At 72.6% G+C, this 15,885-nt stretch carries 16 protein-coding genes; 11 read left to right on the forward strand and 5 right to left on the reverse strand.

The features are described from left to right. Nucleotides 1-8 precede the first annotated feature (8 nt). From ACFYYB_RS35915 to ACFYYB_RS35930, 4 genes are all read left to right on the forward strand, one after another. Nucleotides 9-986 carry an ATP-binding cassette domain-containing protein gene (locus ACFYYB_RS35915; protein WP_389441461.1) on the forward strand — a complete coding sequence of 326 codons (978 nt, stop codon included), beginning with the start codon at nt 9-11 and terminating at the stop codon, nt 984-986. Beyond that, nucleotides 983-1,774, forward strand: coding sequence for an ABC transporter permease (locus ACFYYB_RS35920; protein WP_389441464.1), 792 nt, complete (start codon nt 983-985; stop codon nt 1,772-1,774). Before ACFYYB_RS35915 ends, ACFYYB_RS35920 begins: the two co-directional genes overlap by 4 nt. An 81-nt stretch (nt 1,775-1,855) precedes the next feature. Beyond that, the gene (locus ACFYYB_RS35925; protein ID WP_389441467.1) at nt 1,856-2,692 is read left to right on the forward strand and encodes an alpha/beta fold hydrolase; all 837 of its coding nucleotides are present in this window, start codon (nt 1,856-1,858) and stop codon (nt 2,690-2,692) included. After that, nucleotides 2,685-3,248 carry a TetR/AcrR family transcriptional regulator gene (locus ACFYYB_RS35930; RefSeq protein ID WP_389441469.1) on the forward strand — a complete coding sequence of 188 codons (564 nt, stop codon included), beginning with the start codon at nt 2,685-2,687 and terminating at the stop codon, nt 3,246-3,248. Before ACFYYB_RS35925 ends, ACFYYB_RS35930 begins: the two co-directional genes overlap by 8 nt. 28 nt (nt 3,249-3,276) lie before the next feature. On the opposite strand, the gene ACFYYB_RS35935 is transcribed toward ACFYYB_RS35930, so the two are convergent. Both ACFYYB_RS35935 and ACFYYB_RS35940 read right to left on the reverse strand, forming a co-directional pair. Then, nucleotides 3,277-3,768 carry a hypothetical protein gene (locus ACFYYB_RS35935; protein ID WP_389441472.1) on the reverse strand — a complete coding sequence of 164 codons (492 nt, stop codon included), beginning with the start codon at nt 3,766-3,768 and terminating at the stop codon, nt 3,277-3,279. 25 nt (nt 3,769-3,793) lie between these two features. Beyond that, nucleotides 3,794-4,261, reverse strand: coding sequence for a MarR family winged helix-turn-helix transcriptional regulator (locus ACFYYB_RS35940; protein WP_389441475.1), 468 nt, complete (start codon nt 4,259-4,261; stop codon nt 3,794-3,796). A gap of 167 nt (nt 4,262-4,428) precedes the next feature. Between ACFYYB_RS35940 and ACFYYB_RS35945 the strand changes: the two genes are divergently transcribed. The 3 genes from ACFYYB_RS35945 (at nt 4,429) to ACFYYB_RS35955 (ending at nt 7,216) form a co-directional block, all read left to right on the forward strand. Further along, nucleotides 4,429-5,922 (forward strand): MFS transporter, encoded by a 1,494-nt coding sequence (locus tag ACFYYB_RS35945; protein ID WP_389441477.1) that lies wholly within the window; start codon nt 4,429-4,431, stop codon nt 5,920-5,922. Between the two features lie 85 nt (nt 5,923-6,007). Next, complete coding sequence (locus tag ACFYYB_RS35950) at nt 6,008-6,460, forward strand: DUF6069 family protein (protein WP_389441479.1); 453 nt, start codon at nt 6,008-6,010, stop codon at nt 6,458-6,460. Between the two features lie 570 nt (nt 6,461-7,030). Beyond that, complete coding sequence (locus ACFYYB_RS35955; protein WP_389441482.1) at nt 7,031-7,216, forward strand: hypothetical protein; 186 nt, start codon at nt 7,031-7,033, stop codon at nt 7,214-7,216. Nucleotides 7,217-7,231: 15 nt separating this feature from the next. Here ACFYYB_RS35955 and ACFYYB_RS35960 read toward each other — a convergent pair whose 3' ends face one another. Together ACFYYB_RS35960 and ACFYYB_RS35965 are read right to left on the reverse strand one after the other, a co-directional pair. Next, complete coding sequence (locus ACFYYB_RS35960; RefSeq protein ID WP_389441485.1) at nt 7,232-8,272, reverse strand: helix-turn-helix transcriptional regulator; 1,041 nt, start codon at nt 8,270-8,272, stop codon at nt 7,232-7,234. A gap of 65 nt (nt 8,273-8,337) precedes the next feature. Next, nucleotides 8,338-10,110 (reverse strand): trypsin-like peptidase domain-containing protein, encoded by a 1,773-nt coding sequence (locus ACFYYB_RS35965; RefSeq protein ID WP_389441487.1) that lies wholly within the window; start codon nt 10,108-10,110, stop codon nt 8,338-8,340. 273 nt (nt 10,111-10,383) lie between these two features. On the opposite strand from ACFYYB_RS35965, the gene ACFYYB_RS35970 reads away from it, so the two are divergent. Further along, nucleotides 10,384-11,187 carry an aminoglycoside N(3)-acetyltransferase gene (locus ACFYYB_RS35970; protein ID WP_389441490.1) on the forward strand — a complete coding sequence of 268 codons (804 nt, stop codon included), beginning with the start codon at nt 10,384-10,386 and terminating at the stop codon, nt 11,185-11,187. Nucleotides 11,188-11,217: 30 nt separating this feature from the next. Here the strand turns inward: ACFYYB_RS35970 and ACFYYB_RS35975 are convergent, their stop codons facing one another. Further along, nucleotides 11,218-11,880, reverse strand: a complete 663-nt coding sequence (locus ACFYYB_RS35975; protein ID WP_389441492.1) for a GNAT family N-acetyltransferase — start codon at nt 11,878-11,880, stop codon at nt 11,218-11,220. 159 nt (nt 11,881-12,039) lie between these two features. Here ACFYYB_RS35975 and ACFYYB_RS35980 point away from each other — a divergent pair, with 159 nt between their 5' ends. From ACFYYB_RS35980 to ACFYYB_RS35990, 3 genes are all read left to right on the forward strand, one after another. Then, nucleotides 12,040-12,843 carry an alpha/beta fold hydrolase gene (locus tag ACFYYB_RS35980; RefSeq protein ID WP_389441496.1) on the forward strand — a complete coding sequence of 268 codons (804 nt, stop codon included), beginning with the start codon at nt 12,040-12,042 and terminating at the stop codon, nt 12,841-12,843. A gap of 152 nt (nt 12,844-12,995) precedes the next feature. Beyond that, nucleotides 12,996-15,227, forward strand: coding sequence for a molybdopterin-dependent oxidoreductase (locus tag ACFYYB_RS35985; protein WP_389441830.1), 2,232 nt, complete (start codon nt 12,996-12,998; stop codon nt 15,225-15,227). 124 nt (nt 15,228-15,351) lie between these two features. Then, the gene (locus tag ACFYYB_RS35990) at nt 15,352-15,876 is read left to right on the forward strand and encodes an SgcJ/EcaC family oxidoreductase (protein ID WP_389441499.1); all 525 of its coding nucleotides are present in this window, start codon (nt 15,352-15,354) and stop codon (nt 15,874-15,876) included. Nucleotides 15,877-15,885 lie beyond the last annotated feature (9 nt).

Here is a 15,885-nt window from a genome sequence, read left to right on the forward strand (position 1 = left end):
AGGGCTTCATGCCTTCTTCTGTCATGCCCACATCAAAAAACGCCCCGGCCGCCGTTTCCACGGTCGGTCTGCGCAAGTCCTACGGCGACAAGACCGTCCTCGACGGCATCGATCTGAGCATCCCGGCCGGTTCTGTGTTCGCGCTGCTCGGGCCCAACGGCGCGGGCAAGACCACCGTCGTGAACATCCTGTCCACGCTCATCGCCGCCGACGGCGGACAGGCCCAGGTCGCGGGCCACGACATCGCGGCCTCCCCGGGCGGGGTGCGCGCCGCGATCGGTGTGACGGGGCAGTTCTCCGCGGTCGACGGGCTGATCACGGGTGAGGAGAACATGCTGCTCATGGCGGACCTGCACCACCTGCCGAAGGCGGAGGGGCGGCGGGTCGCCGCCGAGCTGCTGGAGCGGTTCGACCTGACGGAGGCGGCCAAGAAGCCGGCTTCGACGTACTCGGGTGGGATGAAGCGCCGCTTGGACATCGCGATGACGTTGGTGGGTGATCCGCGGATCATCTTCCTCGACGAGCCGACCACCGGGCTCGACCCGCGTTCCCGGCACACCATGTGGCAGATCATCCGCGAGCTGGTCTCCGGTGGAGTGACCGTCTTCCTCACGACGCAGTACTTGGAGGAGGCGGATCAGCTGGCGGATCGGATCGCGGTGCTGAACGGCGGCCGGATCGCCGCCGAGGGCACTGCCGAGGAATTGAAGCGGCTGATCCCCGGTGGGCACGTACGGCTGAGGTTCTCCGACCCGGCCGGGTACCGGAACGCCGCCGTCGTACTCGGCGAGGTCACCCGGGACGACGAGGCGCTGGCGCTGCAGATTCCCAGTGACGGCAGTCAGCGCGCGCTGCGCTCGATCCTCGACCGGCTGGACTCGGCCGGCCTCGAGGCGGACGAGCTGACCGTCCACACCCCCGACCTCGACGACGTGTTCTTCGCCCTGACCGCCTCCACCCACCAGACCAAGGAAGACGTCCGATGAGCTCTCTCTCCTTCGCCGTCCGCGACTCGGCCACCATGCTGCGCCGCAACCTCCTGCACGTGCGGCGCTACCCGTCCCTGACGCTGAACCTGCTGCTCACCCCGGTGATGCTGCTCCTGCTCTTCGTCTACATCTTCGGCGACGTGATGAGCGCCGGCCTCGGGGACGGCGGCGGGGGCCGGAGCGAGTACCTCGCCTATCTCGTCCCCGGCATCCTGATGCTGACCATCGGCGGCACCACGATCGGCAGCGCGGTGTCCGTGGCCATGGACATGACCGAGGGCATCGTCGCCCGCTTCCGTACGATGCCCATCCACCGCGGGTCCGTGCTCATCGGGCACGTCGTCGGCAGCGTGATCCAGTGCGTGATGAGCGTCGTCCTCGTCGGGGCCGTCGCGGTGGCCATCGGCTTCCGGTCCGTGGACGCCACCGCCGTGGAATGGCTCCTGGCGCTGGGGCTGCTGGCGCTCGTCTCCCTGGCGCTCACCTGGATCGCGGTCGGGATGGGGCTCACCAGTCCGAACGCCGAGGCGGCCAGCAACAACGCGCTGCCGCTGATGATCCTGCCGCTGCTGTCGAGCGCGTTCGTGCCGGTCGACGCGATGCCGGGCTGGTTCCAGCCGGTCGCCGAGTACCAGCCGTTCACCCCGGCGATCGAGACCCTGCGCGGCCTGCTGCTCGGCACCGAGATCGGCAACAACGGGTGGATCGCGGTTGTTTGGTGCCTGGGGCTGGCCGTGCTCGGTTACCTGTGGTCCAAGTCCCTGTTCCAGCGCGACCCGAAGTAGGGGGTGGGGGGTTGCCCTTCGCGGCTAATGGCGTTAGCTTATAGGGGACAGGGATTAGCCACGGCTTCCGGGGGACAGGTCATGACGGAGTTTCTGAGCATCGACGGCGGACGGCTCGCGTACGAGGTCACGGGCGAGGGCCCGCTGGTCGTGCTCGCCCACGGCATGGGCGACAACCGCGCGGCCTACCGCGAGACCGCGGCCCTGCTCGTCGCCGCCGGCTACCGCGTCGCCTCCACCGACCTGCGCGGGCACGGGGAATCGAGCACCGGCTGGGCCTCGTACACCCGTACCGACGTGGCGGGCGACCTGCTCGCCCTGATCCGGCACCTGGGCGGACCGGCCGTCATCGTCGGCCACTCCTTCAGCGGCGGCGCCGCCACCATCGCGGCGGCGCAGGAGCCCGGGCTGGTCGACGCCATCGTCGAGATCAGCCCGTTCACCAAGGCACAGAAGATCGACTTCGGGGCTCTGGCCTCCAACGCCCGCTACCGCAAGGGCATGCTCCTGCTGCTCGGCACCGGCATCCTGCGCAGCCGCGGCGTGTGGAAGCGCTACCTCGAGCACGCCTACCCGGGCGCCCGTCCGGCCGGCCACGCCGCCCACGTCGCCGCGGTCGACGCCGACCTGGGCCGGCCGGGCCGGATCGGCGTCGTCGCGGCGATGGGGATGTCCGCGCCCACCGACGCGGGCGCCCGCCTCGGTGACGTCCGCTGCCCCGCGCTGATCGTCGAGGGCACCCTCGACTGCGACTGGGCCGACCCGGCCGCCGAGGGCGCGGCCATCGTCGCCGGACTTCCCGCGGGGCGCGGCAGCCTCGTGATGATCGAGGGCGCGGGCCACTACGCCCACGCGCAGTTCCCCGCCGAGACCGCCGCGGCCATCGTGTCCTTCCTGAAGCAGGCCGCCCGTGCCTAGGGCCTCGCTCTCGGCCGACGCGGTGGTCGACGTGGCGCTGGGCCTCGTCGACGCGGAGGGGCCGGCGGGCCTGACCCTGTCGGCGGTGGCGGGGCGGGCGGGCGTGGCGACGCCCTCGCTGTACAAGCACGTACGCAACCTCGCCGAGCTCCGCGACCTCCTGACGGCTCGGATCATGAACGAGATGGCGGACGAGATCGGGGTGGCGGTCATCGGCCACTCCGCCGACGAGGCGATCCGCGCGTTCATGACGGCCTGGCGCGGTTACGCCCTGCGTCACCCCCACCGGTACGCGGCCCTGCCGCACCACCCCGAACCGCGGACGGCCGAAGCCGGGGAACGCCTGCTCACCGTCCTCTTCGCCACCCTGCGCGGCTACGGCCTGGAGGACTCCGCGGCCGTCCACGCGGCCCGCTGCCTGCGTGCCGCCGCCCACGGCTTCGTCTCCCTGGAAACCGGAGGCGGCTTCGCCCTCCCCGAAGCCCTGGACGAGAGCTACGCCCTCCTGACGCACATGGTCGTCACGGGCCTGAACACACCCCGCGCCCCGCACTGACCGGGGTCCCGGCCGCCGGGTGGGCGGATCACCAGAGCGTGCCGAAGAACCGTGTCCACCAGGTGGGCCGCGCCGCGAAGGGCTCCAGCGCGCTGGGGCCCTCGTAGTCGCTCTCCAGGAGTTCCTCGGGGACGCTCACGTAGCCGAGTTCGGCCAGGGCCCGTTCCACGGTGGCGAGGTCGGCGGGGTCCAGCGCTCCGTCCTCCCGGGCGTCGTCCGTGCCGAAGTAGGCCCCCGGATTGTCTGCGCAGACCTCGGCGAGGGAGCCGAACTTGCTCACGCAGACCACGATCCGGGTTCCGCGGACCGTCGCGTCCGCGGGCACGCGGACGCGCCCGTACTCGCTGGAGTCCTGGGTGTCCCGCTCGGACTCGCACGGGGCCCCGAAGTCCGCTTCGAGCCGGCGCACCAGTCCACTGAACGCGAGGCCGGTCGCGGCGCGGTCGTAGCGCAGCGGCCTTCCCAGCCGTTCGGGGTCGTCGAGTGCGCGCAGGAGGTCCAGCAGTTCCGTCTCGCTCATGGCCATCCCGTCATCCTGGAGGGGCTCAGGAGGCGGAGCGGCGGCGGGGTGGCTGTGCGGACTCCACGAATTTCGCGAGGCGGCCCTCCACCAGGAGGGTCAGGGCCTCCGTGAACGGTTTCCGCAGCTCCTCGGGGAGGGCGGAGAGGACGCTCTCGTGCGTGCTCTCGACGACCTCGTCCGACTGGGCGAGTAGGGCCCGGCCCTTGTCGGTGACCGCGATGATCCTCGCCCGCCGGTCCACCGGGGAGGGCATGCGGACCGCGAGGCCCTCCTTCTCCAGCTTGTCGGTGATCACGACCATCGTGGTCTTGTCGAGGCCTACCGCGTCCGCGATCTGACTCTGCGTGAACTCGCCCTCCAGCGCCCGGTGCAGCACGCAGTGGGCGCGCGGCGTCGCCCCTACTTCGGCGAGGTTCGCGGTCATCTCGGTCGCCAGCGAGTGGCCGGCCCAGTTGAGCAGGAAGCTGAGGTCCGCGGTGGGCGTCGTCATGGGCCGAGTGTAACCAATCTGCTTCCGCACCAGAACATTTCGGATCAGAAGTGTCCGGACTGTTCAGTTCCGAAAATTAAAATCCTGTACTCAATAATAAAGAACGGAACTATGCAGTACGGTCCTACTACGTCCTGCCCAGCGCCGTGAGTCCAGGAGGCGAACCCATGTCCGTGCCCCTCGTCGAGTCCCCCAGAGCGCGCTGGCTGGCGTTCTCGGTGCTCTGCTCCATGCAGCTGATGATCGTGATCGACATCAGCGTCGTGACCGTGGCGCTGAGCTCCATCCAGCGCGATCTGGGGTTCGACCGGGCCCGCCTGGCCTGGGTCACCAACGCCTACACCGTGGGCTTCGGCGGCCTGCTGCTCCTCTCGGGCCGGCTCGGTGACCTCATCGGCCGCAAGCGGCTGTTCATCGGCGGCGTCAGCCTCTTCACCCTCGCCTCGGCGGCCTGCGGCCTGTCCGGGACGCAGGAGATGCTGATCGCGATGCGGTTCCTCCAGGGCGCAGGCGCGGCCATGGCCTACGCCGTCGTCATGGGCATCGTCTTCACGCTCTTCCGGGACGACCCCCGCCACCTGGGCAAGGCCATGGGCGCGATGGGCTTCGCCGCCGCGGGCGGCGCCTCCCTCGGCATCCTGATCAGCGGTCTGCTCACCCATGGGGCCGGCTGGCACTGGGTCTTCTACGTCAACCTCCCGATCGGCGCGGCCGCGGTGCTGCTCGCCGCACGGCTGATCCCCGACGACAAGGGCCCCGGCCTCGGCGCGGGCGTCGACCTCCTGGGCGCGGCGCTGGTCACCACGGGCATGATGCTGGGCGTCTACGCCCTCGCCACCGGCTCCGGGAACGGCTGGGGCTCCGCCCGCACCCTCGGGTTCGGCCTCGGCGCGATCGTGCTGCTCGCCGGGTTCGTCGCACGCCAGGCCACCGCCCGGGTGCCGCTGCTGCCGCTGTCCCTCTTCCGCTCCCGCGCACTGTCGGGTGCCAATCTGATCCACCTGCTGCTGGTCGCGGCCACGATCTCCTTCAACATCCTGATCGCGCTGTACCTCCAGCAGGTCGCCGGCTACTCGGTACTGGTCACCAGCGTCGCCTTCGTACCGCTCGCCCTCGTCGGGGGCCTCTCCTCGCTCGCGCTGTCCCAGCGGCTGACCACGCGCTTCGGCGCCCGGGGCGTCCTGCTCCCGAGCCTGCTGGGAGTGGCGGCGGCCCTCCTGCTGGCCGCACGCGTCCCCGAGAACCCCGCCTACGTGCTGGACCTGCTGCCCGTGATGCTGGTCCTCGGCTTCTCCGGCGGTCTGGCCATGCCCGCGGTGATGACGTTGTCGATGTCCGTACGGGACCCGCGGGACGCGGGCGCCGCCTCCGGGCTCTCCGGCACCTCCGGCATGATCGGCGACTCCCTCGGCATCGCCGCCATGACCGCGATCGCCGCCTCCTCCACCGGCAGGGCCCTCGCCGACGGCGAGAGCGCCGCCTCCGCGGCCACCGGCGGCTTCCAGCTCGCCTTCGGCATCGCCGCCGGCCTGGTCCTCGCGGCCGCCGCGGTCGCCCGGTTCGTGCTGCCGACGACCCGGCCGGTGTCGCCGGGCGGCGGCGGCCCCGTGGAGACGCCCCGGCGCGCGCCCGAAGCCGCGGCCTCCCCCGTGGCCTCCTGATCGCTCGTACTGACCACTCGTACGTCCTTCCCGTACGTCCTTCCCGTCCGTCCTCGTCTCCCTTTCACCTGCCCAAGGAGCTCCCATGACCACGAACACCCGCCTCGCCGACACCTCCTCCGCCGACACCTCCTCCGCCCACTCCACCTGGCGTCCGCGGCTCCTGGCGGTCGTGGGGGCCGTGGCCGCCTCCGCCGTCGTCTTCCTCGCCGGCAAGGCCGGCGGTGTCGCCCTCGCCGTGGACCAGAACGACGGCAAGGGGCCGGTCGACCTCGCCCTCGGCAGCTTCCTCGGCTCCGCCGCGGGCGCCGCCCTGCTCGGCTGGGGCCTGCTGGCCCTGCTGGAGAAGTCCGCCCCGGCCGCGGCCCGGAAGATCTGGACCGCCGTCGCTTCCGTGGTGCTCCTCGCCTCGCTGGCCCTGCCGTTCGGCGTCGAGGCCACCGGTGGGACGAAGATCCTCCTGGCGCTGACGCACCTGGCCGTCGGCCTCGTGGTCGTCTCCGGCCTGCGCCGCGAGGCCGTCCCGGCCCGGGGTTGATGGGGGCGCGCCCCGCGCCGCCACCGCCACCGCCCCGACCGGTGACTTCTTTCGGCCATGTCCGTGGCCATCGAGCGGCTCGTCGGCTCCGCTGCCGGAAACGGCGTGAGGGTCCGCCGATACCGGCCGTACACCCGCGCCGGACCCGTCCAGAAGAAGCCGCGCAATCAAGGAACTGGAAGATCGGTCCGAGGCCTGGGGGCCGAAGAAATGCTGCTCGGCGGTGGGAGTTTGGGCGCCACTGCTCGAACTTTCCCGTGTTCCCCGGTTTCGGCGGGCGAAGTTTCCGACGAGTGCGCCGTGATGCCCACCGGAGGGCTTCATTCGGAGCCGTGCGCGGCGGGAACCACGGAAGCTCCGCTTCCTCTCCGGCCAGGAGGGCCCGGGGTGAGGGCACCGCCGCCCGGGCGTCGGCCGGCTCCGGTCAGGCGGACCGGGCGCGCAGCATGCTGCGCGATGGAATGCCGGAAGCTGCGCCCGCGGCCGGGCCGGGTGGCCGGGTCCCGCTGCCAGAGTGGAAGGGGCATCACCGCCTCCGAGCCCTCCGAGCCCTTTGAAGGAGCCACCGTCATGGCCCAGTCCCAGTTCCAGTCCCGGACTCAGAAGAACCCGCTCGGCGTTACCACCGCTGTGCTGATCGCCCTCCTGGCCTCGTCCACCGTGCTGTTCGACGGCACCGCGCGCTACGTGGTCATGGGGGTGCTGGCCGTCGGGGTGCTGTCCTGCGCCCGCGCGCTCCGGCGGTCCCGTACGTGACCGGGGCCGCCGCGCTCAGATCCAGCCGCGCTCCCGCGCGAGCAGCGCGGCGTGGAACCGGTTCGACGCGTCGAGCCGGTGCATCAGCGCCGCCACGTACTTGCGGTACGTCCGCACGGAGATGCCCACGTCCCGGGCCCCGTTCTCGTCCTTGTCGGCCGTGCACAGCGACTCCAGGATCCGGCGCTCCAGTGCGGTCGGGCGTTCGCCCTCCGCCGCCGGCCCCTCCTCGTCCACCTCGGCCGGTATGTCCTGCGCCTGTTCCCACATCCGGTCGAAGAGGGACACCAGGGTGGCCACCAGGCCCGGTTCGCGGGTCAGGAGCGCGCCCCGCTTGCTGTCGGAGGGGTCGAGCGGGGTCAGCGCCGCCGCCCGGTCGAAGAGGAGGACGCGTTCCAGGCCGAGCCGGGACACCCGTACCGCCGCGCCCTTCGCGGTCATCTCCCGCAGGTAGGCCATCGTGGGCGGATCGTCCAGCGCGGCCGCCCCGAACAGGCTGCGCATCCGGATCCCGCGCCGCAGGATGCGGGCGTCGAGGGGCCTGGAGGTCTCGATGATCTCGGGCCGCATCACCCCCGTGGGCCAGGTGGTCATGGACTCCGACCGGGTGAAGAAGGTCAGCTCGTCGATGGCCGCCCGTACTTGGTCGATGCCCGTCAGCCGTTCCACGGGAGGCCGGTCGGCGCACGCGATCGCGTCCGAGGTCGTGGCCGCGTCCCGTTCCGCGAGCAGCGAGGCCACGATCGCGTCCGCCGCCGCCTTGGTCTCCAGCTCCTGCCGGATCCGCGCGAGCCGCGCGTCGATCAGGTGCTGCACCGCCTTGGCGGGACTGACCGGGCGCAGCAGCCCGTCGGCCATCGCGGCGAGACCGAGGGTCGTGGCCCGCTGCCGCAGGGCCCGTACCGTCTCCTCGTCCGGCTCGGGGTGCCGTACGAACGGTCCGGGATCGGCGCCGCCGCTCCGGAGCAGGAGTCGGTAGAAGCGTTCGTCCTCCGGGCCGATGCCGAGGAACGCCAGATCCGGCTCCCCGTCCCCCGTGCCTCCCGTGTCCCCCATGGATTCCCCCCGCGCCGTGGCCGGTCGGCACCCGGCCTGGATCTACCTGTCGCCCCAGGTCAAGGCTACGGGGCCCGCGGCGGGACGAGCATGTGTTCGGGACCGAGGCCGCTCGCGCGGGTGTCCTCGTACGAGGTGGTCTCGCCGTCGCTCCAGCGGACGAGGAGGTCGTCGGTGAGGCCGTCGCCGGTGTGGCGGCCGGCGGTCATGAGGACGCTGTGGGTCCAGGTGCGGTCCGGACCGCGCAGGCGGCGTTCGCCGCCGAGGCCGCGGGTGCCGATGCCCGGGTGGATGCCGAGCGCGCCGTTGGACCAGCGGACCATCAGGTCCCACGTGCGGTTGCCGGAGAACTGTCCGGCGGCGAGCAGTGCCGCGCCCTTCCAGGCGGGGCCGGGGCCCTTGAGCCGGTGCTCCCGGCCGAAGGTGCCGGCGCCCACGGCGGTGTGGAGGGAGACTTCGCCGTCGGACCAGCGGACCACGAGGTCGGTGACGTAGTGGGAGGCGTTGAAGCGTCCGGCGGTGATCTGGGCGGCGTGCTTCCAGACGGATCCGGCCGGGGCCATCGCGGTGCCGCGGCCCAGCCCGCGGGAGCCGACGTCGCCGTACAGGGTCATCCGGCCGTCCTTCCGGCGGACCAGCAGGTCGAACCGGTCCGAGCCGGTGAAGTCGCCCGCGGTGACGGCGGCGACGTCCTTCCAGCCCGCGTTCGGTGCCATGAGCCGGCGCTCCGGGAGGAAGCCGCCCCGGCCGTCTCCGGGGAAGAGGGTCACCTCGCCGTCCGTCCACACCACGAGCAGGCCGTCGCGGCCGCTGCCGGTGAAATCACCGGAGGCCATGGCCCTGGCATGGGTCCACAACTCGCCGGAGCCGGGCAGCGGGTGGCCGGCGGAGGAGCCCCGGTAGGGGGGCCGGGAGAGGGCGGCGGGGTCGCGGCCGGCGGCGGCGTCCTCGTACAGGTCCCGGGCCTCCTTGCCGTACAGCGGGGCGTACGTCACCCAGGAGTCGTTGCCGCCGCCGTGGTAGCCGCCGGTGTTGCCGATGACCTTGCCGGTGCGGCGCGCGGGGTCGTAGTCCTTGATCCAGGGACCGCCGGACACGCCGCCGTAGAAGCCCTTGCACACCATCCGCAGCTGCCGGAAGCCGCTCAGCCGCGTGGTGGGCACCTCGCACCGGACGGCCTGGTGCGCCTTGTTCACGCGCGAGGCGGACGGGTAGCCGACCACGGTGACCTCGTGGTCGTACGTGCTGACGGGCGTGAAGGTCAGGGCCCCGGTGAGGTTCTCCACGCGCCCCTTCGCGTTCGGCCCGACCAGGACGAAGGCGAAGTCCAGGTCGGACACGGCGGCGCTGCCGTGCGACCGGTAGCGGGGGTCCGTGTAGACGCCCCCGGCCCTGACCGGGAAGACGCCGAACGGCTGGGCGGCGGCGGTCTTTCCGTGGCGGTAGCGCGGTACGAACACGGCGCGGCTCGCCGGGTGCCGCATGCCGGCCGCGCAGTGCGCCGCCGTGAGCACCATATTCCGGCCGGCGCTGCGGACGACGCTGCCGGTGCAGGAGGTGTCGGACGTGCCGACCGCGGTCTGCCGGTAGAAGAAGGTGCCGACCATCGGCATGCCGTCGAAGTGGACGCCGGTCGGAATGCCGGAGGGTGCGCGGGCACTGACCGCGGCCCGGCTCCGGACGGCGTCGACGGGCACGGCCGCGGCCATGCGCCCGGCCGTCCAGTACGCCTCCGCCTCCGCCTCCGCGGAGCCGGCACCGCCGGGCCCGGCGCCCGGTACGGCCGCGAGCACGCAGGCGGCGGAGAGGGCGGAGAGGGTGAACCATCCGGATCCCAAAGAACCTGCCCGCCTTCTGCGTGAGGTCGACCCCGTCCGAGCACGGAACGCCGAGCCGGCCGGCGGCCGTCGACGGACAAGAACGAGACCACACGGGCACGCCGGGGACACGGACCGGCGCGTTCGCCGCGCCGCCGCTGCTCCGGATGCCCGCGACGGGAGGCACTCTCCACGGGAGGCACTCTCGACGACGGAAGTGCGACCGGCGTCCGGGAAACGGGTGGTGCGGGGGCGGCAGGACCCCGACACTGACCCCTTGTGTCCACCGTGTCGATGAACCCTCAGGCCGGGCCCCTCTGTACGCGCGATTCGCTCGCGGCCGAGCTGGGTGCGCTCGGCTTGCGCCCCGGCGAGACCCTCCTCGTGCACTCCTCCCTCAGCTCCCTCGGCTGGGTCTGCGGCGGGGCCGCCACGGTGGTCACGGCGCTCCTCGACGTCCTCGGGGACGCGGGGACCCTGGTGGTGCCGACGCACTCCGGCGACAACTCCGATCCGGCGCACTGGGAGAACCCGCCGGTGCCCGAGGCGTGGTGGGCGGACATCCGCGCCTCGATGCCGCCCTTCGACGCACGCACCACGCCCACCCGCGGCATGGGCGCCGTCCCGGAGTCCGTCCGCACCTGGCCGGGCGCCCTGCGCAGCGGCCATCCGCAGACGTCCTTCGCCGCGCTGGGCCCGCGTGCCGCGACGATCACGGACGGCCATGCGCCGGATTGCCGGCTCGGCGAGCGCAGTCCGCTCGCCCGGCTGGAGGAAGCCGGGGCGCGGATCCTGCTCCTGGGCGCGGGCTTCGACTGCTGTACGGCCTTCCACCTGGCCGAGTACCGGGTGCCGGCGCCGCGGGTCGACAACTCCTTCGCCCTCATGACCGCACAGGGCCGCTGCTGGACGACGGTCCGCGACACATCGGTCTCCTCGGACGATTTCGACGCGCTGGGTGCGGACTTCGAGAAGGACCGCCCGGTGGTACGGGGCGCGGTGGGCGGCGCGGAGGTCCGGTTGTTCGGCCTGGGCGACGCCGTCGCCTACGCCGAGGGCTGGCTGCCGGGCAACCGGGCGTCGGCGGCCAGGGCCTGACGCCGGGAGGGGGGCCGGACCGCGGCGGAGTCAGACCGTGGCGGGGGAGTCCGTCCCGGGCCGCCGGAGACCGGCGTGGCGGGCGAGGCGGTTTTCCAGGTGTGCGCGGCAGGCGGGCCATTCCGCCCTGGTGACCGAGTAGAGCGCGGAGTCGCGGAGCAGGCCGTCCTCGCCCGGGGCCCATGAGCGGGACCAGTTGCGCAGGACGCCCTCGAAGTGGGCGCCGACGCCCTCGATCGCGGCGCGCGAACGGGCGTTGCGGGCGTCCGTCTTCAGGTCGAGCCGGGCCACGCCCCAGGTCTCGAACGCGTGCCGGAACAGCAGGTACTTGGCCTCGGTGTTGATCCCCGAGCCCTGGGCCGGGGCCGCGAGCCAGGTGAAGCCGACCTCGACCGCGCACAGGCCCTCCCCGGTCGTCGGCCAGGGCCGGGGGTCCCAGTAGGCGGTGGCGCCGACCGCCCGCCCGGAGGACCGGTCCACCTGCGCGTATGGGGCGAGTTTCCCCGCGGCACGGCGGGCGAGCTGGGCGTCGATGTACTCCCCGACCCGGTCCGCGGTGGGCACCCACGTGAACCCGTAGGGGCTGCGGTCCACTTCTGCCGCCACGGCCAGGTCCGCCGCGTGGCGGTGCTCCAGCGGCTCCAGCCGGACGAGCGTGCCGTCCAGCACTGGTCCGTCGAGTACGAAGGTCATGGCCGCAGCGTTGCAGAGCCGTACCGCCGTGTCGCGCGAATTCGGCGCGGTGGAGAGCGGATCCATACAAGCGTCTTGAACATTTGTCTTAGACGGTTGTATATTTCTGGCACGGGGTCACACCGGCACCCGGATCCGGACCGCTCAGGGGGAACCGCCATGACGAACACCGCCGCCGCCCAGCCCACCCGCGCCACCCTGACCATCGACGGACGAGCCCTGTCCTACCTGGACTTCGGCGGCGCCGGCCGCCCCCTCCTCGCCCTGCACGGCCACCTCTCGGAGGGCGCCTCCTTCGCGGCCCTGGCCGCCGCACTCGGGCCCGAGTGGCGGGTCATCGCGCCCGACCAGCGCGGTCACGGGGACTCCGACCGCGCCGCGGAGTACACCCGCGCCGGCTACCTCGCCGACCTGGTCGCCCTCCTCGCCCACCTCGGGATCGACCGGACCGTCGTCCTCGGCCACTCCCTCGGCGGGATCAACGGCTACCACCTGGCCGCCGCGCACCCGGAGCTGGTCACGGCCCTCGTCGACATCGACGCCCCCGCCGAACTCCCCGACCACGGCGTCAGCCCCCTGGGCTTCGTACGGAACTTCCCCTACACCGCGGCGACCCGCGAGGAGCTCCTCGCGGGCTGCGGCCCCCTCGCCCCCGCCCTGGCCCCGGCCCTGCGCCCGCTGCCCGGCGGAGCCGGCTGGCGGCTGCCGTTCCACCCGCAGGACACCATCGACTCCGAGAACCTCGTCCACGGGGACCACTGGAAGCAGTGGCTCGCGACCGACTGCCCCGCGCTGCTGGTCCACGGCCTGCGCAGCCAGGTCGTCTCCGCCGAACTGGCCCGGGAGATGACCGCCCGGCGCCCAGGGACGGTGTCCCGCGCCCTGGACACCGACCACTTCGTGCAGCTGGGGGACCCCGAGGGCTTCGCGGCCGCCGTACGGGAGTTCCTCGCCGGGCTCTGACGGGCCGCGCCCTCCCGCCGCCGGGCTCTGACGGGCCCGCACCCCTCCCGCCGCCGGGCCGTCGGCCTCCACGGGCGATAGAACGCGGGACAGCCCGGACCCCCGTGGCTACACTGCGCGCAATTGATCAAGTGGTGTGGGGGCGACCGGTGTTGGAGCGAACGGCTACACGGGTGTGCCCGTTGTGCGAGGCGACCTGCGGGCTGAGCATCACCCTGTCGGACGAGGTCGTCACCCGGGTCAAGGGCAACCGCGAGGACGTCTTCAGCAAGGGCTACCTCTGCCCGAAGGGCGCCTCCCTGGGCCGGTTCGACAGCGACCCCGACCGGCTGACCGCCCCCTTGGTGCGCCGCCCCGACGGCGGGTTCGAGGAGGTGGGATGGGCCGAGGCCTTCGCCGCCGTCGAGCGCGGCATGCGGGGGGTGACGGAGCGGCACGGCAAGGACGCGGTGGCCCTCTACATGGGGAACCCGGTCATCCACACGCTGGCCCTGCCGCTCTACATGCTGGTGCTGCGCGAGCGGCTCGGCACCCGGAACATCTACTCCTCCACCACCCTCGACACCATGCCCAAGAGCGTGGCCTGCGGCTGGATGTACGGGGACCCGCTCGCCTTCCCGCTGCCGGACATCGACCGCACCGACCACCTGCTGGTCCTGGGCGCCAACCCGATGGAGTCCAACGGCAGCCTCTGGACCGTCGCCGACCTGCCGGGCCGCCTCAAGGCGCTGCGGGCGCGCGGCGGACGCCTCGTCGTCGTCGACCCGCGCCGCACCCGCACCGCGGACCTCGCCGACGCACACGTCCCGATCCGCCCGGGCACCGACGCCCTGCTGCTGCTCGGCATCGCGCACACCCTGTTCGACGAGGGCCTGGCGACGGACCCCGGCCCCGGCTTCGCCGGCTTCGACGAGCTGGCCGTCCAGGTGAAGGGATTCGCCGCCGAGGACGTCGCGGACGCCTGCGGGGTCCCCGCCGGGACCATCCGTACGCTCGCGCGCGAGCTGGCCGCGGCGCCCACGGCCGCCGTGTACGGGCGACTGGGCACCTGCACCACGGAGTTCGGCACCCTCACCAGCTGGCTGGTGGACGTGGTCAACATCATCACCGGGAACTTCGACCGCCCCGGCGGAGTGCTCTTCGGGGAGGCCCCGCACGCCACCCGCCGCCCCGCCGAGCCCTTCCGCACCGGACGCTGGCACAGCAGGGTCCGCGGACTGCCCGAAACCAACGGCGAGCTGCCCACCGCGACGCTCGCGGACGAGATCGAGACGCCGGGTGAGGGTCAGGTACGGGCCCTGCTGTGCATAGCCGGGAACCTGGTCCTCGCCTCCCCGCAGGGCGAGCGGCTGGACCGGGCCCTGCCCGGCCTGGACTTCATGGTCTGCGTCGACCCCTACCTGAACGAGACCACCCGCCACGCGTCCGTCATCCTGCCGCCGCCCAGCGCCCTGGAATCACCGCACTACGACGTGGTCCTGGCCGGCCGCTCCGTCCGCCGCAACGCCCGCTTCTCCCCGCCCGTACGGGCCCTGGCGCCCGGGCGCCCCAGCGAGGCGGAGATCCTGGCCCGGCTGGTCCTCATCGCCTCGGGCAAGAGCGCGGCCGGGGACCCCGGCCGCGTGGACGAGGCGCTGACCGACCTGACCCTGAGGGCCGCCTCCGGCCGCCCCGGAGCTCCCCTGCACGGGCGCGAACCGGCCGTGCTCAAGCGGGAACTGACCGGGGACGACGCCCTGGAGCGGCGGCTCGACCTGATGCTGCGGCTGGGACCCGCCGGCGACCTGTTCGGCAAGCGTCCCGGTGGCCTGAACCTGGCCCTGCTCAAGGCGACCCCGAACGGCATCGACCTCGGGCCGCTGCGGCCCCGCCGCGAGGAGGTCGTCATGACCGCCTCCGGCCTGGTGGAACTGTGCCCGCCGGCCGTCACCGGGGACCTGCCCCGGCTCGAGGCGCGGATGCGGGAGCTGGACGGCGGCGGGTTCGTGCTCATCTCCCGCCGTCAGCTGAAGTCCGTCAACAGCTGGTCGCACAACATCGCCGCCCTGTCCGGCGGGACCAACCGCTGCGCCCTGGAGATCAGCACGGGGGACGCGGAGCGCCTGGGCGTCACCGCCGGCGACCTGGTCCGGGTCCGGGGCCGGGCCGGTGAGGTGGTGGTACCGGCGGAGCCCACCGACCGGCTGCGCGCGGGCGTGCTGAGCCTCCCGTACGGCTGGGGGCACGGGCGCGGGGGCAGCCGGCTCGCCCACGCGGCCACCCAGCCGGGCGTGAGCATGAACGCGCTCACCGACGGCTCGGTCGTCGACCCGCTCTCCGGCACGGCCGTCTTCAACGGGGTGCCCGTCCGCGTGGAGAAGGCCGAACGGGAAACGGAAAGCTGAATTCCGAAGGGGTCCGCATTCTGCGTCATTTGAATTCCTGATGCTCCCGAGGGAAAACTTTTCAGACATCCCGAGCATCCCTAGACTGGCCGAGAACTTCCGATCGTCAGTCAATGGAGATTCCGTGAGCCTTGCCCGTCGCATTGCGATTCCCGCCGTTTCCCTGATGCTGCTCGCCGGAGTGGCCACCGCGGCGAACGCCGTCGAAGAACCCGTGCAGGATTCCCTGTTCGGCCCGGTGTGTTCTCCGACGCAGACCGCCATCACCGATGTCCCGCACCGGCTTTTCGCCGCCTGGAACAACGGGGACGCCGCAGGAGTCGCCGCCCAGTTCACGACGGACGGCCACATGATTCCGAGCAACGGTGCCTACCTCACCAGCCGGACCGCGATCCAGTCCTTCTACCAGGGGGCCTTCGCCGGTCCCCTCGCCGGCACCCGGATGATCGGCAAGCCGCTCACCGTGCGCTGCCTGTCCAGCTCCACGGCCGTGATCGACGGGCTCGGCGGGCTGCTCAAGCCCGGTGACACCTACACCGAGCCGGAGCAGGTGCCGATCGGCCAGCGCCTCATCGTCTCCTGGACGGCCGTCCGCGTCGGCAACACCTACTACATGAAGGAATTCCAGAGCACCCTCATTCAGGGCTGATCACCGAGC

It is taken from the genome of Streptomyces sp. NPDC002886, from assembly GCF_042888445.1.
GTDB lineage: Bacteria > Actinomycetota > Actinomycetes > Streptomycetales > Streptomycetaceae > Streptomyces.